The sequence below is a fragment of the Pseudomonas sp. AU12215 genome, assembly GCF_001675465.2.
GTDB lineage: Bacteria > Pseudomonadota > Gammaproteobacteria > Pseudomonadales > Pseudomonadaceae > Pseudomonas > Pseudomonas nitroreducens.
The window spans coordinates 84,697-109,017 of the sequence record NZ_MACM02000029.1; the positions used below are offsets into that span (position 1 = coordinate 84,697).

The window sequence follows — 24,321 nt, forward strand, 5'->3', positions numbered from 1 at the left end:
GCGTATTACCCCGCCGCCAGCGTGACTGTCTAAGCTCTCCCGCATGCCCCGCCGCCACGGCGGGGCCCTGCCGGGAGGATGCCCCAGATGGCCGCGAAGAAGATCCTGATGCTGGTCGGCGACTACGCCGAAGACTACGAAACCATGGTGCCGTTCCAGGCGTTGCTGATGGTCGGACACACCGTCCACGCCGTCTGTCCGGACAAGAAGGCCGGCCAGAGCATCCGTACCGCCATCCATGATTTCGAAGGCGACCAGACCTACAGCGAGAAGCCGGGTCACAACTTCGCCCTCAATGCCAACTTCGCCGATGTGCGCGCCGACGACTACGACGCGCTGCTGATCCCCGGCGGCCGCGCCCCGGAATACCTGCGCCTGAATGCGAAGGTGATCGAACTGGTGAAAGCCTTCGACACCGCGAAGAAGCCCATCGCCGCCGTCTGCCATGGCGCCCAGCTGCTGGCCGCTGCTGGCGTGCTCAAGGGGCGCGCGTGCAGTGCGTACCCGGCCTGTGGCCCGGAAGTCACGCTGGCCGGTGGTGAGTACGTGGACATCCCGGTAGACGCCGCCCATGTCGACGGCAACCTGGTCACCGCGCCCGCGTGGCCGGCGCACCCCGCCTGGCTGGCGAAGTTCCTCGACGTACTGGGCACCAGGATCAGCCTGTAAACTTGCCCGCTCCCGAAGCAGGAGAAGCCGTCCATGTGCGAACTCTATGTAAAGGCCGACCCGATCCTCTATGAGTCGCGCTCCCGCTCGCTGCGCATCCGTGGCGTGGTCACCACGCTGCGCCTGGAGAACCAGTTCTGGGACATCCTGCGCGAGATCGCCGAGGTGGACGGCATGACCACCAACCAGTTGATCGCCAAGCTCTATGACGAGGTGATGGACTATCGCGGGGAGGTGGTGAACTTCGCTTCCTTCCTGCGGGTGAGCTGTACGCGCTTCCTCGCCCAGCGCCGTGACAACGTCGTGGAGCTGAACCGGGTGCCGCGCAGCGCCTGAGCCCTGCTGCCGACCGTTACGGGATCGGACTCATCCGCGATCGGCCTGCCCCTGCATCGAAGCCACAGACATTCACCCATGAAAAAGCCCGGCACATGGCCGGGCTTTTTCATGGGGCGGTCATGCAGTGATCACTGCACTTCCACCGCCAGGTTCTCGGCGATCTTCTTCTGCCAGATGGCCGGGCCGGTGATGTGCACCGACTCGCCATGGGTGTCGACCGCGACGGTCACCGGCATGTCCTTCACTTCGAACTCGTAGATCGCTTCCATGCCCAGTTCGGCGAAGGCCAGGACCTTGGACTTCTTGATCGCCTGGGCGACCAGGTAGGCGGCGCCGCCCACGGCCATCAGGTAGACGGCTTTGTTGTCCTTGATTGCCTCGATGGCGATGGGGCCGCGCTCGGACTTGCCGATCATGCCCAGCAGACCGGTCTGCTCGAGAATCTGGCGGGTGAACTTGTCCATCCGGGTCGCGGTGGTCGGGCCAGCCGGGCCAACCACTTCGTCACCGACCGGATCGACCGGGCCGACGTAGTAGATGAAGCGGCCTTTCAGGTCCACCGGCAGCTCTTCGCCCTTGTTCAGCATGTCGACCATGCGCTTGTGCGCAGCGTCGCGACCGGTGAGCATCTTGCCGTTGAGCAGAATGGTCTCGCCCGGCTTCCAGCTCTGCACTTCCTCGGGGGTGATGCTGTCGAGGTTGACGCGGCGCGCGCTCGGGCCGGCTTCCCAGACGATTTCCGGGTAGGCGTCCAGCGACGGCGCTTCCAGTTCGGCCGGGCCGGAGCCGTCGAGCACGAAGTGCGCGTGGCGGGTAGCGGCGCAGTTGGGGATCATGCAGACCGGCAGCGAGGCGGCGTGGGTCGGGTAGTCCATGATCTTCACGTCGAGCACGGTGGTCAGGCCGCCCAGGCCCTGGGCACCGATGCCCAGCTGGTTGACCTTCTCGAACAGCTCGAGGCGCATTTCCTCGATCTTGTTCTGCGGGCCGCGGGCCTTCAGCTCGTGGATGTCGATCTCGTCCATCAGGACTTCCTTCGCCATCACCGCGGCCTTCTCGGCGGTACCGCCGATGCCGATGCCGAGCATGCCCGGCGGGCACCAGCCGGCGCCCATGGTCGGAACGGTCTTCAGCACCCAGTCGACGATGGAGTCGGACGGGTTGAGCATGGCCATCTTCGACTTGTTCTCGGAGCCGCCGCCCTTGGCCGCCACGTCCACCTCCACGGTGTTGCCGGGGACGATGGAGTAGTGGATCACCGCCGGGGTGTTGTCCTTGGTGTTCTTCCGGCTACCTGCCGGGTCGGCCAGGATCGAGGCGCGCAGGACGTTTTCCGGCAGGTTGTAGGCGCGACGCACGCCTTCGTTGATCATGTCGTCGACGCTCATGGTGGCGCCGGCCCAGCTCACGTCCATGCCCACGCGGACGAACACGGTGACGATACCGGTGTCCTGGCAGATCGGGCGATGACCGGTGGCGCACATGCGCGAGTTGATCAGGATCTGCGCCATCGAGTCCCGGGCGGCCGGCGATTCTTCGCGCAGGTAGGCCTCATGCATGGCCTGGATGAAATCAACCGGGTGGTAGTAGGAGATGAACTGCAGGGCATCGGCGACGCTCTGGATCAGGTCGTCTTGCTTGATCACGGCCATGGAGCACGGTCCTCTTCAGGCGGGTAGTACAGGCATGGGGCCTGTTACATCGGGAATTCGCCGACACGGCTGCGGCGAAAAAAGGCGCCGTAGTATACCGCCGCGGCCGCTCGCCGCGCACCCGCCAGCGATCCGACCTTGGTCCCAGATGGACTCTGAACCTTGCCAGGGCCGCCCACATTCCGATCGGCTAGGCACTGGGGCGCTTTGATAGTAGAGTGAGGGCAAGGTGCCATTACGGGACGGAGCCCCATGAGCACGCTGAAACCACCTCTGAAGCAGCACGCCTTACAAAAACTACTCATCAGGCGATTCGGCATGGCCCTCGGGACCTATGCCCTGGCGCTGCTGTTGTTGTGGTTGGCGGTGTTCGGCGAGTTCTATCGCGCGCCCGTCAGCTTCGCCCTGACCTGCACCCTGCTGGTCGCCGGCAGTCAGCTGGTGTTCGGCTGGCTATTCCTCACCGGGCGCAACCAGCGCTTCACCGACCCGAGCATGACCGAGCCGCAGGTCTTGGTGGCAGTGGTCTGGAACACTCTGTTCCTGGCCAACGTGGATACCGCGCGCGGCACGCTGATGGTGCTCTACGTGCTGATCCTGCTGTTCGGTGTCTTCCAGTTGCAACCCAGGGTGTTCGCCCGCTGTGCGGCGCTGGCCTTCATCGCCTTTGCCGGGCTCAACCTCCACGAAGCCTTCCAGCAACGCCTGCAACTGCCGGCCCAGGCCGTGTTGCAGTTGCTGGTGCTGTTTATCGTGCTGACCTGGCTGAGCCTGTTCGCTGGCTACGTGCAGTCGCTGCGCCAACGCATGCGTCAGCGCCGCTACGCGCTGCAGGCACACCAGGACACGTTGCGCGGCATGATGCGCCAGCTCGAAGACCTGGTCGCTACCGACGAACTCACCGGTCTGTTCAACCGCCGGCATTTTCTCCGTCTGGCCGGTCGTGCGCTGGAAGAAATGCGCGAAGGCCAACGCCACGGCCTGGCGCTGATCGACCTCGATCACTTCAAGCGCATCAATGACGTTCACGGCCACGCTGCCGGCGACCGCGTGCTGCAGACCTTCGCCGCCGTGGCGCGGGCCTGCCTGCGCGAGGGCGATGTGCTGGCACGCTACGGCGGCGAGGAATTCGTCCTGCTGCTGCCCAACGCCGATGCCGACCGCCTGACCACCTGCTGCGAACGCCTGCGGCTGGCCTATGCTGCGGCGGAACCAGTGGGCGTGAATATCGAAAGCCTGAGCCTGTCGGCGGGCATGACGCTGCTCGACGCCAACGACGATCTAGACGAGGCCTTGCAACGGGCCGACCAGGCGCTCTACCGTGCGAAACGCAGCGGACGCAACCGCTGCGATGCCGCATGGGAGTGGACGCGTGCCTGAGATACAGGCCGGATCGCAACGCTTTTCGGTCAGCCCCGGAACCAACCTGCTCGATGCCCTGCGCGGGGCCGGCATCGCCGTGCCCTACAGTTGCCGGGCCGGCAGCTGCCATGCCTGCCTGGTGCGTTGCACGCAGGGCGAAGTCCTCGATGCGCTGCCTGATGCCCTCGATGCTGCACGGCGTGAAGAGGGTTGGCGGTTGTCCTGCCAGTGCCGGGTGATCGACGACATTGCGGTGGAAACCTTCGACCCGCAGCGCGACGGCCTGCCGGCCAGTGTTGCCGAGCTGGACTGGCCGACCCCCGATGTCCTGCGTCTTCGGCTCATCCCGCAACGCCCGCTGCGCTACAGCGCCGGGCAACACCTGATTCTCTGGAGCGCCGACGGCGTGGCCCGGCCTTATTCCCTGGCCAGCGTGCCGGGGCTCGATCCCTGGCTGGAGTTCCACATCGACTGTCGCGGGCGCGGCGCCTTCGCCGATTTCGCCCGTGAGCTGAAGATCGGTGACGCAGTACGCCTGGGCGAACTGCGCGGAGGCGCGCTGCACTACGACCCGGAATGGCACGAACGACCCTTGCTGCTGATGGCCTCCGGCACCGGCCTGGCGCCGCTCTGGGGCGTCCTGCGTGAAGCGCTGCGGCAGCATCACAGCGGGCCGATCCGCGTCATTCACCAGGCCCATGATCGTGCTGGCCATTACCTCGCCCAACCCCTGCAAACCCTGGCCGCCAGCCACCCGGAGCTGGAGGTCACGCTGATGACCACGGCCGAGTCGACCGAGGTTTTGGCGCAACTCCGGCTTGTTTCGCGGCGAACCCTCGCCTTACTCTGCGGCCATCCCGCCAGCGTCGATGCCTTCGCCCGCCGCCTCTATCTCTGCGGCGTGCCCCGTGGCCAGACCCTGGCCGACCTGTTCCTGCCCCACGCCTGAACCGGTCGCTCCACTCAAAAACAACAAGGACTTGCCATGAGCGAACAGATTCTCGTCGAGCGCGAAGAGGGCCTGCTGACCCTGCGCCTGAACCGTCCGGACAAGATGAACGCGCTGACCCGCACCATGTATGCGGGGCTCGCCGATGCCCTGGAAGCGGCGCAGGAGGATCGTTCGGTGCGTGTGGTGCTGATCACCGGCAACGCCGAGTGTTTCACCAGCGGCAACGACATCGTCGATTTCCTCCAGGAGCCGCCGAGCGGCCCGGACAGTGCGGTGTTCCGCTTCATGCGCGCGCTGATGGAGTTCACCAAGCCGGTGGTCGCTGCCGTCGCTGGCCCGGCCGTGGGTATCGGCACCACGCTGCTGCTGCACTGCGACCAGGTATTCATCGCTAAAGGCGCCAAGCTGAAGATGCCCTTCGTCAACCTCGGCCTGTGCCCGGAGTTCGGCTCCAGCTTCCTGGTGCCGCGCCTGGTCGGCCCGGTGAAGGCTTCCAGCCTGTTGCTGCGCGGTGAAGGTTTTACCGGCGAGCAGGCCGTGGCCTACGGCATTGCCAATGAGGCGCTGAACGATGGCGCGGCTGCGCTGGAGCGTGCCCGCGAGGTCTGCCAGGCCTTCCAGCAACTGCCTCCGGCGGCGGTGGCGCTGAGCAAGCGCCTGCTGAAAGAGCCTTTCATCGAGCAATTGCGCCGCGTGGTGGCGGAGGAGGGGCAGCACTTCGTGCAGCGCCTGCACTCCCCGGAAGCCCACGAAGCGCTGAGCGCCTTCACCCAGCGCCGCCAGCCGGATTTCTCCAAGTTCCTCTGAGGCAGGTTGCCCACACAATCTGTGGAACGCGTTGTGGATAAGCTCTGGGGTAACCTGCAGAACCCACGCCGCGTATGGCCTGCAGGGGATTGAGCGGTATTTGAGCGATGCCGTGCAGGTTGCCCACAGTAGATGTGGAAGGCGTTGTGGATAAGCTCTGATGCAACCGCTGCAAGCCAGGCGCCATAGGCCTTGGCGCGGATTGGACAGGAATTGAGCAGCGCGAGCTTTTGCTCTTCGTAGGACCGAGGGGAACGCCCAGTGCTTGCTCGCGAACAAGCCCCTGCTGCGATCCTGGTTCGCGGGCAAACTCGCTCCAACAAGGTCCCTGCAACGGAAATGAAAAGGCCGCCCCGAGGGCGGCCTTTTTGTTGCTGACGCAGGGTCAGACCAGCAGATCACCCACGTGCAGCACCTTCATGGTGTTGGTGCCGCCCTGGGCGGTGTAGCTGTCGCCCTTGGTCAGGATCACCCAGTCACCCTTGGTCACCACGCCACGCTGCAGCAGCGCGTCGACGGCTTCCTGGCTGACGCGCTCCGGCGGCAGGGCGGCCGGGTCGAACGGGATGGTTTCCACGCCACGGAACAGCGCCACGCGAGCCTGGGTTTCGCGGTGCGGGGAGTAGGCGAAGATCGGTACCGAGGAGCGGATGCGCGACATGATCAGCGGGGTGTAGCCGCTTTCGGTCAGGCAGATGATCGCCTTGATGCCCGGGAAGTGGTTGGCGGTGTACATGGCCGCCAGGGCGATGCTTTCGTCGCAGCGCTCGAAGGTCTGGCCGATGCGGTGGCTGGACTTCTTGGTGGTCGGGTGCTTCTCGGCGCCAGCGCAGATGCGTGCCATGGCCTTGACCGCTTCCACCGGGTACTCGCCGGCGGCGGATTCGGCGGAGAGCATCACGGCGTCGGTATAGTCGAGCACGGCGTTGGCCACGTCGGAGACTTCCGCGCGGGTCGGCATCGGGTTGTGGATCATCGACTCCATCATCTGGGTCGCGGTGATCACGGCCTTGTTGTAGCGGCGGGCGTGCAGAATGATCTTCTTCTGGATGCCCACCAGCTCGGCGTCGCCGATTTCCACGCCGAGGTCGCCACGGGCCACCATCACCGCGTCGCTGGCGCGGATCAGGCCGTCCAGGGCCTCGTCGTCGGCGACGGCTTCGGCGCGCTCGATCTTGGCCACCAGCCAGGCGGTGCCACCGGCTTCAGTGAGCAGGCTGCGGGCGTATTCCATGTCCTTGGCGTCACGCGGGAAGGACACGGCGACGTAGTCCAGGTCCATGCTCGCGGCCAGCTTGATGTCGGCCTTGTCCTTCTCGGTCAGGGCCGGCGCGGTGAGGCCGCCGCCACGACGGTTGATGCCCTTGTGGTCGGACAGCGGGCCGCCGATCAGGACTTCGCAGACCAGTTCGTCTGCCTTCACTTCCTTCACCACCATGACCACGCGGCCGTCGTCCAGCAGCAGCTCATCGCCGATGCCGCAGTCCTTGACCAGGTCCGGGTAGTCGATACCCACGACCTGCTGGTTGCCGTCGGTGCGCGGGTGGCTGGTGGAGAAGCGGAAGGTGTCGCCGACCGCCAGTTCGATGCGCTTGTTGGCGAACTTGGCGATGCGGATCTTCGGACCCTGCAGGTCGCCCAGCAGCGCCACGAAGCGGCCGTGCTTGGCGGCGATATCGCGTACCAGCTGGGCGCGGGCGCGGTGTTCGTCGGGAGTTCCGTGGGAGAAGTTCAGGCGGGCGACGTCGATCCCGGCGAGGATCAGCTGTTCCAGGACTTCGGGGGAATTGCTGGCTGGGCCGAGGGTGGCGACGATCTTGGTGCGGCGAAGGGACATGCGGGACTCCTAGGGGAAAGCAGCGGTCAGGTTGCCCCGCGAGCGGGTCCGAGGCAGCCAGGGCGCCATCTTACTCTCTTTCAGGTGACAGGTCTGATCACCAGCAGATCGCATTCGACTTCCTCGAAGACCCGCTCGGCGGTCTGGCCGATCAGCGCGTTGTCGAGCTGGCCGCGGGCGACAGCGCCCATCAGCAGCAGGTCGATGCCGTGCTCCTTTACATAGGTGGGGATTAGCTCCTCGGCGAAGCCTTGGCCCAGGTGAGTACGTGCGCGGTCGATCTGTGGATAACTGGCCAGCAGGGCGTCGAAGGCCTTGCGGTGATGCGCCTCGGTACGCAGTACGTAGTTATCGTAGTCGGCCAACAGTTCGGCGTTGAATGCGAGGGTGTGCGGCAGGGCCATGTAGGCGTGCAGGTAATGGGCGTCGAGTTGCAGACGCTGCTCAAGTTCGCGGGCCACCGTGATCAGTCGATGGTCCAGCGTGGCGGGGACGTCGCCGCTGTGCAGCGGATCGACGGCGGCGCACAGGCTCCTGCCGGCCCACTCGCCATGCTGCACCAGCCACAGCGGCTGCGGGCAGTGGCGGATCAGTTGCCAGTCGTTGTTGGTGAGGAACAGGCGCTTGAGCAGGCTGTGGTGGTGCGCGGACTTGAGGACCAGGTCGGGCGTGGTCTGCTCGCAGTGGAGGACGACCTGGTGGTGCAGGGACTTGCCCCAGCGTACCTGGCAGTGCACATCGAGGCCGCCGTCGCGCAGCGGCTCGGCCAGCGCTTGCAGCCAGGCCAGGCGTTCGTCCAGCAGGTTGCGCTGGGCGGCGTCGAGGTCGCCGCGCTCCAATAGCAGCGCGTTGTCCAGCGCCGGGTTGTATTCGCAGGCCAGCAGCTCCAGGCGTGCGCCGCAGCGCTGGGCGATCCAGCGGGCGCGGGTGAGGGCGGGCTGGTCCTCGCGGGTCGGGTCGATGATGACGAGCAGGTGCTGCAGCTTCATGGCGGAGTCCTCGCTTGCTCTGCGCTCAATGCAGAGCAAGCGTAGACACTGGCGCCTGCCGCGCGCCTTGATGTGGCTCAGCGGCGCGCCGGGTTTGCCGTCAGCTGCGTGGCGAGGTCTGGTTCAGCGCACGATCCAGATGGCGGGCGCCCTTGTCGGCCAGCTCGCCGTTGGGGAATTCGGCGAGCTGGCGGCGCAGGTAGGCGATGGCCTTCTCGCGGTCCGGGTGGGGGTTGTCCTGTGCCATGTACATCAACCCCAGCTGGTACAGCGCCTTCTCGCGGATGTCCGGCGGGATGGCTGGATCGTTGGCGCCCAGCAGGTAGAGTTGCGCGGCCTCGTCAACACGGTCCTTGAGGACGGCACGGCGTGACAGCAGGGTCATGTCCGGATCGAGGGTCGGCTTGTTCAGGTCCAGGTTGTACTGCGGCTGCCAATCGGCCAACAGTTGCTTCGCGGTTTTCTGCACCGGGTCCTTGGCGCGCTGGCGGATGATCAGCTCTCGCGCGTCGGCATGTTCGGCAGCCTGGGTGCCGGGGAACTCGCGGTCGATGCGCTGGAAGTAGTCCATGGCCTTCTGGTCATCGCGCTGGTCGTTGTAGCGGCTCATGTAGATCAGGCCGATCTGGTAAAGGGCGATCGCCCGCACTTCCGGGCTGTAGCGGGTGTTGTCGTAGCCGGTGAGGTAGAGCTTTTCGGCCTCGGCGCTCTTGCCATCGCGGATGGCCTGGGCGCTGTAGGTGAGCAGGTCGCCTTCTTCTTCCACCGCGGCGGTCATGCGCTTGTTCTTGAGCTGTTTGTACTCCGCGACTTCACCGGTGGTGATCTGCGCGACGAACAACGGCGTGGTAGGGGCGCAGGCGGCGAGCCAGGGCAGCAGCATGACGAGGGGCAGGGCATGGACGAAACGCATGGCAACTCCTTTGCGCCAGGGCGAGGTCCACGTGAGTCTAGTGGCGGGCTACAGTACGGCCAAGACGGGCCGATACACTTCCCAACGGAGGATATGCCCATGCGAACCTTTTTCCTCGCGCTGCTGGCGCTGAGTGTTACCGGCTGCACCAGCTGGTCGATGAACTATCACCTGAACAACGCCTACCGCGCGTACAAGAGCGGCGACTGCCAGCGCGTGCAACTGGAGCTGTCCGAGACCGAGCGCAAGGCCCGCGCGCGGCCGTGGATCCAGCCGGAAATCTCCATGCTGCGCGGGCAGTGCCTGGAGCGTGAGAAGTTCTACGTCGACGCGGCGCAGACCTACCAGTTCATCATCGCCCGCTACCCCACCAGCGAGTATGCTTACCGGGCCAAGGCACGCCTGGAGACACTGCGTCTCAACGGTCGGCTGCCCGGCGATTCGCGTACCTACCCGGCTACCCCCTGACCGCCGGTCGGTGGCGAACTTGAGCCAGGCCGCTAGCTGGCTAATCTCTTGAGTGCTTTGTGCAAGGAGGTACGAATGCGCGCCCTGTGGCTTTGCGCCTGGTGTTTCCCCCTGCTCGCTTCGGCGGATATCTACCGCTGGACCGACGCTCAGGGAAAGGTGCACTTCAGCGAAACACCACCGCCAGGGGCGCAACGCGTCGAGGTCAAGCCGCAGGTTGTCGAACGTGACGCGGCGACCCGCGAGCGGGAGGAACGTACCCGCCGCTTCTACGATGCGCGTCGAGATGAAAGCGCGGCCGCGCAGAGCCAGGCGGCGCAGCAGCAGGCCAAGCTGGACCAGCAGTGTGCGAAGTGGCGTCATGACCTGGAGTCGCTCAGTCATGGCGGGCGCTACTTCTCGCAGGACGGCAGTGGCGACAGGACTTACTACAGCGATGCACAGATCGACGCCGCTCGTCAGGCGCTTAGCGCACGACTGGCGGAAGGTTGTCGTTAGGACTGGCCCCCGGCGGGCAGCATCGTCATACTGGACGATATCTCATAGCGAAACGCCATTATGCGTCATCAACGACATATCGAGCGCCATCAGCTGCCCTACTACCTGAAGGTGTTCAACAGCATCACCGACAAACCGATGGGTTACCTGGGCAACGTGTCGCTGGACGGGCTGCTCCTCATCAGCCAGCTGCCGATGCTGGTGGGTGGCCGCTTCGAAATGCGCCTGAAGATCCCGGGGCATGACGGCAAGCTGCAGCTGATCGAGTTCGCCGCCACCTGCCAGTGGTGCCGCGAAGACGTCAATCCGGGCAACTACGATTCGGGCTTCAGCCTGGCGGCGGCGCCGACGGAGTACGTCGAACTGGTCGACGCGCTGCGCCGTTATTTCAGTTTTCGCCGGCAGGTGGAGTCGGTCTGAAGCGCAGGACGCGCTGACCGATCTGCTCGGTGTGGGACGCCAGGGAGTCGGTGTCCGGTCGTGGCGCGCTGTTACAGCGCGCCAGCCTTCTTCCAGCCCAGGTAACGGCTGATCAGTTCCGGCCCCAGCTGGCTCGGCCGCGCGTCGAGCACCGGCACGCCATGGGCTGCCAGCTTCTCGTGCAGGCCGGCGCGGGCGTTCAGGTAATCCACTGCACCGCAGTACGCCAGGGCTTCCTCGAAACCCTCCACCGGCGCCTGGCGCAGGCGGTCCAGCACTTCCTCGCGCAGGCTCGCGACGAGCACACGATGCTGGCGTCCGAGGCGCTTCACCGCGGCCACCAGTTCCTCGTCATCCTCGTCGCGCAGGTTGGTCACTATCACCACCAGCGCGCGGCGGCGCTGGTGCGTCAGCACGGCTTGCACGGCCGCCGGGTAGTCCGCCGGGCGCTGGCTGCTGCGCAGGTCGTAGACGCTGTTGAGCAGGGCGGTGAGCTGGGCGCTGCCCTTGGCCGGCGGCAGGTGGCGCGGCTGATCGCCGGCGAAGGTCATCAGGCCCACGGCGTCGCCCTGGCGCAGGGCGACGTAGGCCAGCAGCAGGCTGGCATTGAGCGAATGGTCGAAGTGCGAGAGGTCGCCGTCGTGGCTGCGCATGCGCCGGCCGCAGTCGAGCAGGAAGAGAATCTGCTGGTCGCGTTCGTCCTGGTATTCGCGGGCGATGGGCGTGCGCTTGCGTGCGGTGGCCTTCCAGTCGATCTGCCGCAGGGTGTCGCCGTCGCGGAACTCGCGCAACTGGTGGAAATCCAGGCCCAGGCCACGCCGCTGCCCGGAGCGCACGCCGATGCGGTTGAGCCAGTGGTCCACGGCCATCAGCTCGGCGCCGTAGAGGCGGGCGAAGTCCGGGTAGACGCGGGTTTCGTCGCGCTGTTCCAGGTAGCGCCGGCCCTTCCACAGACGCAGTGGGCTGGACAACTCGATCTCGCAGCGCTGGAAGACGAAATGCCCGCGGGACAGCGGGCGCACGCGGTAGCCCAGTTCAGTCTGTTCACCGGGGTGCAGTTCCACGGTCTGCGGCAGGTATTCGAACTCCATGCCGGCCGGCAGGTGGTCGAACACCGTGACGCGTTGTGGCTGGGCGTAGCGGTGATGGAACTGCAGGCGTATCTCGCTCCAGCGGCCCAGCGGCAGGTTGCCGCTCAGCTGGCGGCGTAGCTTGGGCGAGGGCGTGCGGCGCAGCCAGAGCGCATCGGCCAGCGCCAGCAGGAGGAGCGCGCTGAGCGCCCCCCACCAGAGGCGGCCGAGCAGTGCCGATCCCGAGTCCAGGGCCTCGGCCGCGCCGAGGGCGATGGCAATCGCCAGCAGGGCGCCGAGCAACGCGAGGAGCGCGCGCGATGGCTTCATACGCGCGGCGCCGGTACCTGGTCGAGCAGTTGTTGCAGCACCTGGTCCACCGACAGGCCTTCGATTTCCAGTTCCGGCGACAGGCGCACGCGATGGCGCAGCACGGCCAGGGCGCTGCCTTTCACGTCGTCCGGAATCACGAAGTCGCCACTGCGCAGCAGGGCGCGGGCTCGCGCGCAACGCACCAGGGCGATGGACGCACGGGGGCCTGCGCCCAGTGCCAGGCCCGGCCAGTTGCGGGTGGTACGGGCGATACGCACGGCGTAGTCGAGCACCTGGTCGTCGATGGGCAGGTCGGCAGCGATCTTCTGTAGCGCCAGCACGTCCTTGTCCTTGAGCAGGGCGCGCATGGGCGCCACGTCGAGCATGTCGCTGCGCGCCGAGCGGGTGACCTGGCGCACCAGGGTCTGTTCCTCGGCCTCCAGCGGATAGTCGATGCGCAGCTTGAGCATGAAGCGGTCGAGCTCGGCTTCGGGCAGCGGGTAGGTGCCTTCCTGCTCGATGGGGTTCTGCGTGGCCAGCACCATGAACGGCTGCGGCACCGGCAGGGCGCGGCCTTCGAGGGTGACCTGGCGCTCCTGCATCACTTCCAGCAGCGCGGCCTGGGTCTTGGCCGGGGCGCGGTTGATTTCGTCGGCCAGCAGCAGGTGGGTGAACACCGGTCCCTTGCGCAGCTTGAACTGCTCGGTGGCGAGGTCGTATACGGCGTGGCCGGTGACGTCGCTGGGCATCAGGTCGGGGGTGAACTGGATGCGCGCGAAGCCGCCGTCGAAGCAGCGGGCGAGGGCGCGCACCAGCAGCGTCTTGCCCAGGCCGGGCACACCTTCGATGAGCACATGGCCGCCGGCGAGCAGGGCGGTGAGCACGTCGTCGATTACGGCCTGCTGGCCGATCAGGGCCTTCTGCAATTCGTGGCGCAGCGCCTGGGCCAGCTGGCTGGCGCGCTGGCGCTGGGCGGCGGCATTGGGGGCGGTGGTGCTGGAGGGTTCAGGCGTCTGTTCGCTCATATCTTCCGGAGCCTTGTTAACTGTTAGAGGCTTTTTATCTTCCATAAATCAATTGCTTACCTGAGCTAACTTTTTTGAGTCATTTGGCGTGCGGAAGAGGAGTCACCAAGCTGCAACCTTTCCACAATCGATCTAACCATGCGGCTTCCTTTCTGCCAGATCGACGACCTTGCGGTTGCCCATCTTAGCTTTAAGAACACGGTTTTCCTCCAACAACACTTCGTTTATCGACGCGAGATTTGCGATCTTGGCCCGCAGATATTCGATCTCCTCCCGGTAGGCTGCGGACTTCTTACGTTCGGCAGTCAGGTCTTGGTGCTTCTCATCGCGCATGGCCCGACTGGAGCGACCCTGGGCCTCACGAATGGCCTCGGCAATGCTTGGATAGTGGTTGTGGATTAGAGCCGTTGATACACCGGCCTCACGAGCTACTGCTGCTATGGTGACTTTTGTTTCCCCGGTGTGGGCACGGCCTTTCTGAATTCGGTACAAGGCAAGCCTCAAATCTTTTTCACGATCCTCTGCTGGCTTGTATTTCGCTGCATTTTCTTTGGGCTTCATGCAGTCAAAATCTCCGGGGGAATTCCCAGCTGTGTCAGCACATCGCGGCAGCGCTTCAGGTCTCGCTCAATGCGTTGGCGACCACCATTACCAATGTCTGGGCTATTCAGAAGTCCCTTCAAATCGCCATAGAGTCGTTGGTAAATAGCCGTGTGACGGCTTCCGATCACTGCGCTGTCGCAGTTGCCGCACCGGGTTCGTTCGAGGGTGTTCCCAACGCACCCGTCATTATCCGCCGTACACCAAGCGTGGCCATTGCTGCGAATCGCGGTGCTGTCGGCAATCGACTTCAGCATTGAGGCGTGATCTTTGAAAATCAGCAGATTGTCCGGCTCCCGCTGCCACTGCTTGAAGGAATGGCCATAGCCGCCAGCCAAGGCTTCGGCGCTTATCCAGCTATCGACGACGCCTAGCTTTATGTCTTCTAACTCTTCCTGTATTTCTGCATACAAATCGAGGTCAAGGTTCTCTCCCCACCTATCGTCCACCGCATAAATCAAAGTCATATCCAGTGACCAGTGCGCGTAATGCTCTTTGAGGTAACGTAGGTCACCAAATTTACTGTGCGCGGCGTAGTTGGCGAATTTTCGGCGAAACTGGTGACTGGCGAGCTTCCAGCTAAGGCCACAATCTTTGGCGAAAGCCTTGAGGTATATATTCCATGTGCCATTGGTAAGGGTGCGTACCTTCTTACCGCCCAAGCCCACGCCGAGGAAGAGCGCATGGCGATGCTTATGAGCCTCGGCGATCTGAGGACTATGTGGGGTGTCTCGACGCAGTTGTGTGATTTCAGCCGCGATCATTGCCTGGTAGGGTTCGGCCCAGCGCTCCATTAGACGGAGAGTCCGTACAGCAGCTTCTGGAACCATCCAATCGTGGATGTAGGCGTCGGTCTTTTCTGATTTTGACCGCATCCAATGAAAAGTAGCGCCTACGTCATCCTCGGTACGGTGGTGCGCGCCTGACTGCACGTTAGCCAACTCATGGTTACGGCAGCCTGACGTGCTAGCTAGGACAATGTAACAAGCGGTACGCAGGTCGATCAGTGCTTTGTTGAATGCCCTCAAGCCGCCATTCCAACCTTGCTCATTCAGATGACGGTTCTTGACCCAAACTAGGCCTTCCTGGCTAAGCGTCCTACGTTGTGCTGCAACGGTTTGTAGAGCATCTCGCAGATCAAGCAGTTTCTGGCCATGCTCAACCTGCTGGTAGGCGCTCTCAAATAGATTGCAAAAAACATCGTCGGGGAGCAGGGGCGTCTTGCCAGCTTGCTTGCCGGAGACACCGTGACTGAAGAGCCCAGCCATCGTTTTCGCGGAGGTCTCAGCCCAAGGATGTTGGGGCATCTTGTCATCCGTGTACTGGCTAAGTTCATGGATTGCTTCTACGCCCCTGAAACGGCTGAGCAAACCATCTTGCGAAAGAGGTTTGTCCTCGTGAGTTTGTCGGAACTTCTTGCAGGCACTCACATACGTTGCGCAGATCAAGGGAGTGACCGCCCTCAAGCTGGAGATTTTTAGCGTCTCTAAGTAGCGCAAAAATGGCGCTGCGTCAGTGAAAAACTGTCGCGCACCACCACCTCTGGGGCGGCCCGCTCCGCGACGCCCACGGCGTAGGTAGCGGTAAAGCATCGCTTTCATCGTCGCCCGAAACAATGGAGCGATGATGCCGAAATTCAACCGCCTTTTGTTGGCGGGCACATTGTTTGCGAATCCATTGAGTTCCCAAATGTCATCACCGTAGCGGCTGACAATGACCCACTGCCCATCGACCTGTACAGCGCTGATTATCAGGGCGTCACGTTCGGACTCCGACAGTCCTCTCACATCACCCGCCTGGGTAGAAAGGAGAGGACAAGATAGTGTTGCCATGGTGCTTTCGCTCATGCCAAGACCTCCAGGCTATCAATCAGGTCTACGGACCAAAAAGGGTGTGGCTGAGTGCGGGCTTTCTCACGCGCAGCTTCTACGTCTGTCGCTTTGAAGGTGCCTCGCCGCAAGCCTTCGGAAACAATGTATTGGTCGATCAAGCGAGGAATATGGGCGTAGTCCCGTGCCCAGCGCCGCTTGTCCATGCGCGAGCGCTCGGTCAGCACTCTGAAGTAGAAGCTGAACAATTTGTACAAGTCCTGTGCAGTCACCGCATAGTGCTTACAGCGCAGGCAGTTCATGAAGTTCATGCACGTCGCGCCTTCGCGCTTAGGAGCGTATTGGCCATTCACAGTGTCGGCGCACTGTCCCATCGGGGTGTCTGCGTAAGTGGCTCCAATAGTTCCGCTCAGCAGCTCTTGTACCAGTACCTCTCCCATAAATTTCCAGTTGCGACGTGCGTCCTCTCCTGGGGCCAGATAGCTTTGGTCTGTTACCTTCAGGCTATTGCCGAGTGCTGCGGCGGTGGTTGCAAGATCAGCGTCGGTAAGTTCAAAGATGCGATTCGCGAAGGTTTTGCGTAGACGTGAGACGTTTATTCGCAGCGGAGCGCCGTCGCTGTCGATCAAGCCATACTCAGTTACTAGACGGTCTGCTGCCCAACCCAGCGCAGCGGCATTCAATGCGGTGACTTGCCCAGCCCCCCAGTTGCTGCCCTTGCGATACAGCCACAGGCGTCCTCTGAGGTCGTCTGGTGCCTCTGTTTCCAGGGGCTCCGTCACTATCATCACGCGACGAATTAGGCGCTCCACGTTGGTTCTCAGACTAGGCGTGGACTCCAGGAGTCTCTCGGAGTCTGGTTGGCCGCGCAGTGCCACTTTGCTGGTGTTGTAGCCTCGCCGTTTCCACAGCATAAGGAACACTGTGTTGCCCTTCGGGTGCGGGCGCAGGCAGTCGCGGCTCATTTCCAGAAGTGGGGTGGTATTTCGCCCTGTGTGCAGTGCCACGACAAGGAGAGCGAGCGCCAGCAACTCTCCGGTTATAGGTGTATCACCGGTCCAAATTGGCTTGATTGCTTGTTTGAGCGCCACAGTAAACGCCTGCCGCTCTCGCTGGTTCAGCGGGGTCTCACCCTTGTATTTGCGATTGATGTTCGGAAATGGGTTTCGGGGGAAAGTGGCCTCATCGCCGGAGGGGACCAAGGAGAACAGCCCGCGTTGTCCTAGAGGCAGCAAGACCGCTTTGGTATGTGCGTAACAGCTTTTTTGAGTGGTAGTTGCTACGCCCAGCCCAGCCAGATGGCCAAGGTAGCCATCGATTAGATCTCGATTCACATCGAGTAGTGACAACTCCCTCCCCAAAGCTGTCGCCCCTAGAACGCAAAACTCAAGAAAATGGCGCAGGCCGCTCACGCAGTGACTAACCACAGTGGCGGTGGTGAGTGATCCGTCCAGTCCGGTGAGAAAACGCTCGATTTGCCGTTGACAGGCGTAAGTGAGCTGATCAATGCCGGCACCGTACCAGCGGGAAAAATCGAATTGACGGACGTTGGACGCATTCCGTTCAAACACAACGGTGGAGACTGTCGGAGGAATGGCTTCGGGAAGAATTACCACGTTGCCTGCCGCGTCGTGGCTGTGCTCGATTTGTGGGACACTCAGGTCGGTCTTGGTAAATACCTTGCGCTTACCCATCAAACCGCTCCTGCCAGTTCGTTCAGCTCGTCGTCATACGCCAGCACGGCCTCATCTGCCATTTCGTTTATCAAATGCAGGTACACCATGGTGGTCTGAATCGAGCTATGACCGAGTTGTCTTTGAACGAACACCAGAGGGTTCAACCCGCGCACCGAGGTGCGCTGAAGGCTGGCCAACGTATGCGTTGCGTAGGTGTGGCGTAGCATGTGGGTGTGGACTTTGATTCCAGCGTGCTGGCCCGCATCCCTGATTATTCGATTGAGGCTCTTCCCATCCGTACCGAAAGGTTCCCCCCACTGATTGAGCAGTACGGTCTTTGGAAAGATCTTGCTCAGCGAGGCTCGCTCACCACGTACTTTCGTCGCATAACGATAAAGTTCAGCCATGAATTGGCGGCTGACGTAAATCTCTCGTGGCTTGCTGCCCTTAGTCGCCATGCCACTGCCGTCGAACGGATCGAGATAGATGCGGACATTTCGCTCGCTGCTTGCGAGCTTGTCTGGGTTAAAGACATAAGCCAACGGAAACGAGGCAATTTCCTCACGCCGCATGCCCGTGTGTAGAGCTAGGCGCATCATCATCCGATGATGAGGATTTTCCGTTGCTCCCAGCAGCGCTTTGATCTCAGCCATGCTCAGGAATTTAGGCAGGGTCTTGCGGGGACGAGGCATCACATCATTTGCCAACGCTTTGCCGCCACTGGTATCGACGTGCGCCAGGAAGCCGGGTTCCCTCCTGACCGTGCGCTCCTCATGGGCGAAGGGCAAGCGCTTCACCCATTTCTCCTTCAGGGCAAACTCATAGAACTTGCAGACGTAATGCAGACGTTGGCGCGTGGTATTCACTGCCAATTTGCACGTCTTGAGGCAATAGTCTCGATAGGCCGCGACAAGGTTCTTGGCCTGACCACGATCAACGTCGTGCCAGTCGAGATCGTGTGCCTGGAGGAAGCTGAAGAAATCGTAGAGCGCACGCCCTGTGCTGGGCCAGGACTGCTTGGAGCCAATTTCCCCCCGCAGCAGATAATGGCGGAAGAAGAGATTGGCTGGGACGCAACTCTCCATCGAGTCCCAAAGCAGAATGGGAAATCCTGCATAGGGTTGACCGGCTATCACCAAATCATCAGTGGCCCACACAAGCTCCATGCTTCGTCTCCTTCCGACCAGAAATTCAATCCCCTAATCGCTCCAGCAGACCGATTGGCTGCTTTTCTTTAAGAGATTGTTCTAAGTATGGTTAGGATCTAACGAATGCCAAGAGCCGGATCATAGGGCATTCCTGAGGCTTTGCAGGTGCGCGACCTGGCGGGTGAATTCGGCGACGGCCATGCGCTGTTGCGGATAGGGGCGCATGGCCTGGCTGATGGCGCTGACCGACATGCGCGTCATGCGGCCCAGAGCTTGCCATTGTTCGGCGACCGGCAGGCGGTCGAAGCCGGGCTGGCGCTGCCGCGCCCGGCGCATCACATCTCGTTGCAGGCCTTGCAGCAGGGCGAGCTGGCCGCGCTGGCGGAGGATGAAGTCGGCGCCGGCGCGCAGGTGTTCTTCCAGTTGCCGACGGCTGCGGTCCGGATTGGGCTGCTGCGGGCCCTGGCGCAGGCCATTGCGCCAGAGCAGCAGTGCCAGCAACAGGGCGGCAGCCAGCAGTGCCTGCGGGAAATAGCGCATCAGCAGGGTCATGAGGCTGGTGCCGTCGGCGCGGTAGACCAGGGTAACGGCGCTGTCCTGGGCCAGGTACCAGAGCAGCCAGGCGTTGTCGTAGGCGTCGAGTTCGCCGTTCTGCCAGATCCAGTTGTCGGTGAGCACGGTGATCAAGCCCTGGCCCCGCTGCAGTTGCAGCAGGTGGGTGGAGTCGGCGCTGTTGGCCCAGGCGTAGGCGAGGTTCTTCGAATCGAACAGGTGATAGTCGGTGTCGAAGTCGATATAGGCCGGGGCCTTCTCGTTCTCCAGGTAGAGCTTGGTCAGGTTCGGGTAGGGATCGGCTTCTGCATCGGCCTTGTCGGTAGTGCCGGAGGTCTGGTCCGGGTGCTCGTGTTCCACTTCTGCCTTGCCGGTATCGTCGTCCGCGCGGTCCTCGGATGGGGCTGCAGTCTGCTCGTCGGACTGAGTGGATTTCTCCTCCTCCTTGTCCTTCAGGTCGGCCGTGAGGAATTGCTGGACGCCCAGTTGATCCAGCAACAGGTCGCCACTCTTGCCTTCATCCTCGTCCCACAGGCTTTCGGCGGTGACGATGAGGTGGCCGCCGCGGTTGGCCCAGTCGAGCAGGCGGGCGTTCTGCGTCGGCGTGACGTTCTCGCGGGTGCCCAGCAGGATCAGGGTCTGGCCCTTGCTCGGCAGCTGGTCCAGCACTTCCATGCCGCGGGCGGTGGTGACGCGGATGCCGCGGCCACGCAGGTACATCTCGGCGGCAAGGTAGGGGTTGGCGCGGGCCTCCGGGGAGGCGCCGTGCTCGACGGTCTCGGTGTAGGGCTCGAGGTTGCGGTACAGGTAGTAGCCGATGCCGCCGAGCACCAGCAGGACGAGCAGTACCAGCAGGGCGAGGTTGCCGCGCTTCATGCCCGCACCTCGTTACCGAACAGGTGGCGCCATTCGCCGCACAGCTGCTGCTTGAGTTCGGCCCGCGGCGGGCGGTGCCCGTAAGCGAGCGCCTGCCACTGCTGGGTCAGGCTGCGGGCGAAATTGTCCAGCGGCGGGTCGTTGAGGTCGGCCACGCGTACAAGGACTTCCCCTTCGGTGGTGGACTCGCGCAGGGGCACGCGAAAATCGTGCAGCAGGCGGCTGAGCAGGGCGCGATAAAGCAGGCCGAGGGCGGCGCGTGGTTGCTCGTCCCACAGGCGCTCGGCCTCGCTGGCGACGTCATTGGGCAGGGTTTCCGGCGCCAGGTCCAGCCCGAACAGCACGCTGGGGGCTTCGCGGCGCGGCGCCTGCGGCAGGCCGATGCGCCCGACGAACAACCGCAGCCATTGCCGATACCGCCAGATGACCAGGGCGATGACGGTGAACAACAGGCCCCAGAGCAGTACCTCGATGCCCTGCGCGGCGAACTTGAAGGCCTTCCAGTTCTCCAGCGCCTCGAAGAAGCTCTTCAGGCGTTTGGCGTCATTCGGGTCTGCCGACTTTTCCTCTTTCTTGTCTTCGCTCAGGCGCCAGCCGGTGACCTTCTCGCTGTTCTTGAAGGGCGGCGCAGCGAGGATCCTTTCCGCGGCGCTGCGCGAGTCCTCGCTGTTGAGTTTCTGTTGGGTCAGCCGCGCACCCTGCGGGCCGTCGGGGTTCTGGTCGGGCAACGGGCAACTCTGGCTGGCCTTGCCGCCGGCTTCCGCGCCGGCCGCCAGCGCGTCATGGGCCGGCAGTAGCGCGAAGGCGCCGGCCACCACCAGCAGGAGGGCATAGGCGCTGCCGATCAGGCGCTGGCGCAGGCGACGGAACACCAGTTCGATGTCCCAGGCTTCCAGCTCGGTGCGGCGGTTGAGGTAGAGGGTGAAGCCGCAGGCGACATACACCGGCTCCCAGACTATCAGCAGCAGGGCGTAGACCAGGTTGCTGATGTGTTCGAGCCACACCCAGTCGCCTTCGGCGGCGCTGATCAGCGACTTCCATTCCCAGTCTTCCACCCACTGGTTCGGCAGCATCAGGTACATCAGCGTGGTCAGGCCCAGCCACAGCGCCAGTTCGAAATGCATGCCGACGATGGTCAGCCAGGTGGCCCCGCCCGCGTTGCGCTGGCCGAGCACCACCAGGCGCTGGCTGCGAGCCTGGCCCTTGAGGCCTTCGAGCTGCAGCACCGGCAGGTCGAAACTGCGGGTCGGGCTCAGCCGTCGCCAGAGCAGGCTGGGCAGCAGCTGTGACTTGAGCAGTCCGGGGAAGGCCCTGAGCGCTTCCTTGAGCGTCGGCGTGTCGCCGAACAGCGAGCGCGAGAGGATGTACAGCGGCAGGCGTTCGAAGGCGGGCTTGAGCCACCAGAAGATCAGTATCGCCCAGCTGGAGTAGTTCCACAGCAGCACGGAGAGCAGCACGAACACCGGCAGCGTGACGATGGCCCAGCTGGCCATCAGCACACCGGCGTGGCGGCGAGCCAGGAGAATGCCCAGGTCCAGTGCCTCCCAGGCGCTGCGCGGGCGAATGGCGACGCTGGCGTCAGTCAGGCGCATGACGCCTCCGTCCGGCAAGGAGGAAGTAGCTGCCCACCAGCAGCCACAGGCAGGCGCCGACGATGTACTTCACGGTGGCGGAGAAATGCGTGACGGAGGACCAGTAGCCCTCGACGAAAGCGGCGATCAGCAGCATCAGGATCACCCCGCCGATCAACTGCACGGCGCGGGCGGCGGCCTGGCGCAGGGCTTCCAGGCGGCTCAGGCGGCCGGGGGCGAGCAGCGCCCAGCCGAGCTTTAGGCCAGCGCCGCCGGCGAAGGTGATGGCGGTCAGCTCGAAGGCGCCGTGGCCAATGACGAAGGACCAGAAGGTCTCGATGTAGCCGACCTGGGTCAGGTGGCCGGCCACCGTGCCGATGATCAGGCCGTTGAACAGCAGGAAGAACAGGCTGCCGACGCAGAACAGCAGGCCGCTGGCAAAGGTCTGAAAGGCGATGCCGATGTTGTTCATGATGTAGTGGCCGAACATTTTCCAGTCATCGCCGGCGTCGCGCGTGCTCATGGGGCCCAGGCGCGTGGTGTCCGGCGAGTACATCGACTCCATCTCGGCCACTCGCTCCGGTGCCATGACGCTGTAGACCAGGTCGGGGAAGTGGTAGACGAGCACGCCCATCAGCAGCAGGCTGCCGTAGAACAGCAGGCTGGCGATGGTGATGCAGCGCCACTCCTCGCGCACCAGGCGCGGAAAGCCGGCGACCAGGAAACCGAGGATGCGCGCACCCAGATGGCTGCGGTGCCGATAGAACTGCTGGTGGCCACGCATGGCGAGCTGCTGCAACTGGTCGATCAGGTGGCTGCTGTAGCCGCGCTCCTGGGCCAGGGCGAGCTGCTGGCAGATACGCCGGTAATCGGCGGCGAATTCTTCGGGCTTCTCGCTCGGTTCCTGGCGCTTGCCGCTTTCCAGTTGTTCCAGGCGCTTGGCGAAGCGTTTCCAGCTGCCCTGGTGGCGTTGTTCGAAGAAGGCCTGCTTCATGGGTGGCCCGTCCCGTTACCGAGCAGGCCGCTGGCGATGCGATTCAGGCGGGCCTCCGCCTGTTCCGGGGCGATACCCAGCGGTTGCGCCAGAATGCCGGCCAGTTCCTCGCGGCGGGCGGCGGAGAGTTGCGTGCCGCGCTCGGCAAAGCTCATCAGTGCGCGTTGCTCTTCCAGCTTCAGCGGCCAGGGCGCCAGCTCGGGCGCAGCCTCCGAGACCTGCGGGCGGCTTGGCGGCGGGTCGCGGTAGATCACCAGGGTGCCGGCCGCGAGATCGCCCAGGCGCTTGAAGGCCGAGTTGGACAGGCAACTGAGCAGCCCGAGCGTGTAGGCGAACGGCAGGATATCGGCGAAGCGCAGCAGGTTGCGCAGCAGCGAGGCGGACCAGCCGATTGGCGTGCCGTCGTCGTGTACCACGCGCAGGCCCATCATCTGCTTGCCGGGCGAGCGGCCCTGGTTGAGCACTTCGAACAGCACCATGTACCACCAGGTCATGACGAAGGTGAGGATCAGCCCGAGGCCGGTGCCCAGTTCGCCGAGGAAGGCCAGCAGCATGAACAGCGCCAGCATCAGCAGGATGCGGATACCCAGGTCGATCAGGTAGGCGAGGGCGCGGGGGACGACACCGGCGGGACGCAGCAGCAGATCGATGCCTTCCGGAGTCTCCACGTGGTAGCGGGTGTCCAGGACGGGGGCGTGGGAAGACGCTCGGGATGAAAGGTCTGCTGGGCTCAAGGGAAACCGCTGTCGATGACTGAGAGCCAGATGCTAGCCAGCGCGGTGCGGCGAGGCAACCACGCTGGCAGGCTCAGGCCGGATTGATCACTTGGCCGGTGGCAGCACACCGAAGATGGTGCGATACAGCACGCCGATGGCGACGATCAGCCACGGCATCACCCAGATCAGCGCGATACCCAGGGTCAGGGTGCTGAGCATGAACAGCAGGCCGAACACCAGCAGCAGGCCGAAGACCTTGAACCAGTGCTGGCTGATGGCCTTGCGCGAGGCTTCCAGCGCCGCCCAGGGCGACAGGCCGCGCTCGACCACCAGCGGGATGGCGAGCATGTAGGCGATGCTCAGGTAGATGCCCGGCAGCACGAAGAGGAAGTAGCCGACGCAGATCAGGAGGGTGCTGAGCAGCACGCAGACGACCACCTGGAAGGTGCGGCCGAAGTGGCTGAAGACTTCGTTGAAGCGCAGCGGTTGGTCGGCGGCGCGGCGGATACCGAGCATGTTCACGCCCGCCAGCAGCGGGTAGCACACGGCGGTGGCGACGAAGCTCAGGACGATGGAGCCGATGAAGAAGGCCACCAGCGCACCGACCGCCATGCCGCCGGCGGCTTCGCTATCGCCGAGCAGGCCCATCCCGGCGATGCCGGCGACGCCGACCACGGTGAGGAACAGGCTGAGCAGGTTGACCAGGGCGAAGATCGCCGCATAGAAGACCACGAAGCCGCCAATGATCAGCCCCTTGGTGCCTTTGGTGCGGCGCCAGGATTCGCCCAGCAGTTCGTTGATGCTGAAGTTGTAGCCGCGGCTCAGCGCCTCGGCGACGGAGGGCACGGCGCCCTGGGCTGCGCCCGGTTCGAGGTTGCTCAGTGGAGCGCTGTAGGGATTTTGTGCTGCGAGGTCTTGCATGAGGAAAGTCCTTTCCAGTGGGGTGTCCTTGCGACGGCCATCATAAAGGCGCGGGCTGGCTAGGTGCCAGCGAGGCGTTTTGGAAGTGTGGTCGGCAGCACTGTTAGACTGCGACGCACTCGCTT

23 protein-coding genes are annotated in these 24,321 nt (G+C 63.7%); 8 read left to right on the forward strand and 15 right to left on the reverse strand.

Annotated features, from left to right (window positions below; genetic code table 11):
• The first annotated feature begins 87 nt into the window (after window positions 1-87).
• Together A9513_RS08230 and A9513_RS08235 are read left to right on the forward strand one after the other, a co-directional pair.
• Complete coding sequence (locus A9513_RS08230; RefSeq protein WP_065084442.1) at window positions 88-669, forward strand: DJ-1/PfpI family protein; 582 nt, start codon at window positions 88-90, stop codon at window positions 667-669.
• 33 nt (window positions 670-702) lie between these two features.
• A complete protein-coding gene (locus tag A9513_RS08235) occupies window positions 703-1,005 on the forward strand; it encodes a ribbon-helix-helix domain-containing protein (RefSeq protein ID WP_017519692.1) in 303 nt (100 codons plus the stop codon).
• Window positions 1,006-1,136: 131 nt separating this feature from the next.
• Here A9513_RS08235 and A9513_RS08240 read toward each other — a convergent pair whose 3' ends face one another.
• A complete protein-coding gene (locus A9513_RS08240; protein ID WP_024762623.1) occupies window positions 1,137-2,660 on the reverse strand; it encodes a fumarate hydratase in 1,524 nt (507 codons plus the stop codon).
• A 252-nt stretch (window positions 2,661-2,912) separates the two neighbouring features.
• Between A9513_RS08240 and A9513_RS08245 the strand changes: the two genes are divergently transcribed.
• Genes A9513_RS08245 through A9513_RS08255 form a run of 3 tightly spaced genes read left to right on the forward strand, consistent with a single transcriptional unit; the run spans window position 2,913 to window position 5,781 of the window.
• Complete coding sequence (locus A9513_RS08245) at window positions 2,913-4,040, forward strand: diguanylate cyclase (protein ID WP_065084443.1); 1,128 nt, start codon at window positions 2,913-2,915, stop codon at window positions 4,038-4,040.
• Window positions 4,033-4,971, forward strand: coding sequence for an iron-sulfur-binding ferredoxin reductase (locus A9513_RS08250; protein ID WP_065084444.1), 939 nt, complete (start codon window positions 4,033-4,035; stop codon window positions 4,969-4,971). Before A9513_RS08245 ends, A9513_RS08250 begins: the two co-directional genes overlap by 8 nt.
• A gap of 36 nt (window positions 4,972-5,007) precedes the next feature.
• Entirely contained in the window at window positions 5,008-5,781 is a 774-nt protein-coding gene (locus A9513_RS08255) for an enoyl-CoA hydratase-related protein (RefSeq protein WP_065084445.1), read from the forward strand.
• Between the two features lie 385 nt (window positions 5,782-6,166).
• Here A9513_RS08255 and pyk read toward each other — a convergent pair whose 3' ends face one another.
• From pyk to A9513_RS08270, 3 genes are all read right to left on the reverse strand, one after another.
• Window positions 6,167-7,618 carry a pyruvate kinase gene (gene pyk / locus A9513_RS08260; RefSeq protein ID WP_065084446.1) on the reverse strand — a complete coding sequence of 484 codons (1,452 nt, stop codon included), beginning with the start codon at window positions 7,616-7,618 and terminating at the stop codon, window positions 6,167-6,169.
• A gap of 80 nt (window positions 7,619-7,698) precedes the next feature.
• Entirely contained in the window at window positions 7,699-8,607 is a 909-nt protein-coding gene (locus A9513_RS08265; protein ID WP_065084447.1) for a universal stress protein, read from the reverse strand.
• 100 nt (window positions 8,608-8,707) lie between these two features.
• Window positions 8,708-9,520: a tetratricopeptide repeat protein gene (locus tag A9513_RS08270; RefSeq protein WP_024762629.1), complete on the reverse strand. Its 813-nt coding sequence runs from the start codon at window positions 9,518-9,520 to the stop codon at window positions 8,708-8,710.
• Window positions 9,521-9,619: 99 nt separating this feature from the next.
• Between A9513_RS08270 and A9513_RS08275 the strand changes: the two genes are divergently transcribed.
• The 3 genes from A9513_RS08275 (at window position 9,620) to A9513_RS08285 (ending at window position 10,906) form a co-directional block, all read left to right on the forward strand.
• Window positions 9,620-9,988 carry a hypothetical protein gene (locus tag A9513_RS08275; protein ID WP_065084448.1) on the forward strand — a complete coding sequence of 123 codons (369 nt, stop codon included), beginning with the start codon at window positions 9,620-9,622 and terminating at the stop codon, window positions 9,986-9,988.
• Window positions 9,989-10,063: 75 nt separating this feature from the next.
• Entirely contained in the window at window positions 10,064-10,486 is a 423-nt protein-coding gene (locus tag A9513_RS08280; RefSeq protein WP_024762631.1) for a DUF4124 domain-containing protein, read from the forward strand.
• Window positions 10,487-10,546: 60 nt separating this feature from the next.
• Complete coding sequence (locus A9513_RS08285) at window positions 10,547-10,906, forward strand: PilZ domain-containing protein (protein ID WP_024762632.1); 360 nt, start codon at window positions 10,547-10,549, stop codon at window positions 10,904-10,906.
• A 71-nt stretch (window positions 10,907-10,977) separates the two neighbouring features.
• Here A9513_RS08285 and A9513_RS08290 read toward each other — a convergent pair whose 3' ends face one another.
• From A9513_RS08290 to A9513_RS08340, 11 genes are all read right to left on the reverse strand, one after another.
• On the reverse strand, window positions 10,978-12,306 hold the full coding sequence (locus A9513_RS08290) for a DUF58 domain-containing protein (RefSeq protein ID WP_065084449.1): 1,329 nt from the start codon (window positions 12,304-12,306) through the stop codon (window positions 10,978-10,980).
• Window positions 12,303-13,313, reverse strand: coding sequence for a MoxR family ATPase (locus A9513_RS08295; RefSeq protein ID WP_038803565.1), 1,011 nt, complete (start codon window positions 13,311-13,313; stop codon window positions 12,303-12,305). The genes A9513_RS08290 and A9513_RS08295 overlap by 4 nt, the downstream gene beginning before the upstream one ends.
• 132 nt (window positions 13,314-13,445) lie before the next feature.
• Complete coding sequence (locus A9513_RS08300) at window positions 13,446-13,874, reverse strand: TetR family transcriptional regulator (protein WP_065327382.1); 429 nt, start codon at window positions 13,872-13,874, stop codon at window positions 13,446-13,448.
• Complete coding sequence (locus tag A9513_RS08305) at window positions 13,871-15,760, reverse strand: integrase (protein ID WP_065084451.1); 1,890 nt, start codon at window positions 15,758-15,760, stop codon at window positions 13,871-13,873. Before A9513_RS08305 ends, A9513_RS08300 begins: the two co-directional genes overlap by 4 nt.
• Window positions 15,757-17,436 carry a hypothetical protein gene (locus A9513_RS08310; protein ID WP_065084452.1) on the reverse strand — a complete coding sequence of 560 codons (1,680 nt, stop codon included), beginning with the start codon at window positions 17,434-17,436 and terminating at the stop codon, window positions 15,757-15,759. Before A9513_RS08310 ends, A9513_RS08305 begins: the two co-directional genes overlap by 4 nt.
• Complete coding sequence (locus tag A9513_RS08315) at window positions 17,436-18,584, reverse strand: site-specific integrase (protein ID WP_065084453.1); 1,149 nt, start codon at window positions 18,582-18,584, stop codon at window positions 17,436-17,438. The genes A9513_RS08310 and A9513_RS08315 overlap by 1 nt, the downstream gene beginning before the upstream one ends.
• Before the next feature lie 120 nt (window positions 18,585-18,704).
• The gene (locus A9513_RS08320; RefSeq protein WP_065084454.1) at window positions 18,705-19,994 is read right to left on the reverse strand and encodes a DUF4350 domain-containing protein; all 1,290 of its coding nucleotides are present in this window, start codon (window positions 19,992-19,994) and stop codon (window positions 18,705-18,707) included.
• Window positions 19,991-21,586, reverse strand: a complete 1,596-nt coding sequence (locus A9513_RS08325; protein ID WP_065084455.1) for a DUF4129 domain-containing protein — start codon at window positions 21,584-21,586, stop codon at window positions 19,991-19,993. Before A9513_RS08325 ends, A9513_RS08320 begins: the two co-directional genes overlap by 4 nt.
• On the reverse strand, window positions 21,573-22,559 hold the full coding sequence (locus tag A9513_RS08330) for a stage II sporulation protein M (RefSeq protein WP_065084456.1): 987 nt from the start codon (window positions 22,557-22,559) through the stop codon (window positions 21,573-21,575). The genes A9513_RS08325 and A9513_RS08330 overlap by 14 nt, the downstream gene beginning before the upstream one ends.
• Window positions 22,556-23,293, reverse strand: coding sequence for an RDD family protein (locus A9513_RS08335; RefSeq protein ID WP_065084457.1), 738 nt, complete (start codon window positions 23,291-23,293; stop codon window positions 22,556-22,558). The genes A9513_RS08330 and A9513_RS08335 overlap by 4 nt, the downstream gene beginning before the upstream one ends.
• Before the next feature lie 87 nt (window positions 23,294-23,380).
• Entirely contained in the window at window positions 23,381-24,196 is an 816-nt protein-coding gene (locus tag A9513_RS08340) for a hypothetical protein (RefSeq protein WP_065084458.1), read from the reverse strand.
• Window positions 24,197-24,321 lie beyond the last annotated feature (125 nt).

Bases quoted from the DNA above. Each gene is read 5' to 3' on its own strand.
- A9513_RS08240 (WP_024762623.1), bottom strand. From the start codon at position 2,660: ATGGCCGTGATCAAGCAAGACGACCTGATCCAGAGCGTCGCCGATGCC.
- A9513_RS08295 (WP_038803565.1), bottom strand. From the start codon at position 13,313: ATGAGCGAACAGACGCCTGAACCCTCCAGCACCACCGCCCCCAATGCC.
- A9513_RS08305 (WP_065084451.1), bottom strand. From the start codon at position 15,760: ATGAGCGAAAGCACCATGGCAACACTATCTTGTCCTCTCCTTTCTACC.
- A9513_RS08280 (WP_024762631.1), top strand. From the start codon at position 10,064: ATGCGCGCCCTGTGGCTTTGCGCCTGGTGTTTCCCCCTGCTCGCTTCG.
- A9513_RS08275 (WP_065084448.1), top strand. From the start codon at position 9,620: ATGCGAACCTTTTTCCTCGCGCTGCTGGCGCTGAGTGTTACCGGCTGC.
- A9513_RS08265 (WP_065084447.1), bottom strand. From the start codon at position 8,607: ATGAAGCTGCAGCACCTGCTCGTCATCATCGACCCGACCCGCGAGGAC.
- A9513_RS08340 (WP_065084458.1), bottom strand. From the start codon at position 24,196: ATGCAAGACCTCGCAGCACAAAATCCCTACAGCGCTCCACTGAGCAAC.
- A9513_RS08245 (WP_065084443.1), top strand. From the start codon at position 2,913: ATGAGCACGCTGAAACCACCTCTGAAGCAGCACGCCTTACAAAAACTA.
- A9513_RS08320 (WP_065084454.1), bottom strand. From the start codon at position 19,994: ATGAAGCGCGGCAACCTCGCCCTGCTGGTACTGCTCGTCCTGCTGGTG.
- A9513_RS08330 (WP_065084456.1), bottom strand. From the start codon at position 22,559: ATGAAGCAGGCCTTCTTCGAACAACGCCACCAGGGCAGCTGGAAACGC.
- A9513_RS08310 (WP_065084452.1), bottom strand. From the start codon at position 17,436: ATGGGTAAGCGCAAGGTATTTACCAAGACCGACCTGAGTGTCCCACAA.
- pyk (WP_065084446.1), bottom strand. From the start codon at position 7,618: ATGTCCCTTCGCCGCACCAAGATCGTCGCCACCCTCGGCCCAGCCAGC.
- A9513_RS08315 (WP_065084453.1), bottom strand. From the start codon at position 18,584: ATGGAGCTTGTGTGGGCCACTGATGATTTGGTGATAGCCGGTCAACCC.
- A9513_RS08235 (WP_017519692.1), top strand. From the start codon at position 703: ATGTGCGAACTCTATGTAAAGGCCGACCCGATCCTCTATGAGTCGCGC.
- A9513_RS08325 (WP_065084455.1), bottom strand. From the start codon at position 21,586: ATGCGCCTGACTGACGCCAGCGTCGCCATTCGCCCGCGCAGCGCCTGG.
- A9513_RS08270 (WP_024762629.1), bottom strand. From the start codon at position 9,520: ATGCGTTTCGTCCATGCCCTGCCCCTCGTCATGCTGCTGCCCTGGCTC.
- A9513_RS08255 (WP_065084445.1), top strand. From the start codon at position 5,008: ATGAGCGAACAGATTCTCGTCGAGCGCGAAGAGGGCCTGCTGACCCTG.
- A9513_RS08300 (WP_065327382.1), bottom strand. From the start codon at position 13,874: ATGAAGCCCAAAGAAAATGCAGCGAAATACAAGCCAGCAGAGGATCGT.
- A9513_RS08290 (WP_065084449.1), bottom strand. From the start codon at position 12,306: ATGAAGCCATCGCGCGCGCTCCTCGCGTTGCTCGGCGCCCTGCTGGCG.
- A9513_RS08230 (WP_065084442.1), top strand. From the start codon at position 88: ATGGCCGCGAAGAAGATCCTGATGCTGGTCGGCGACTACGCCGAAGAC.
- A9513_RS08285 (WP_024762632.1), top strand. From the start codon at position 10,547: ATGCGTCATCAACGACATATCGAGCGCCATCAGCTGCCCTACTACCTG.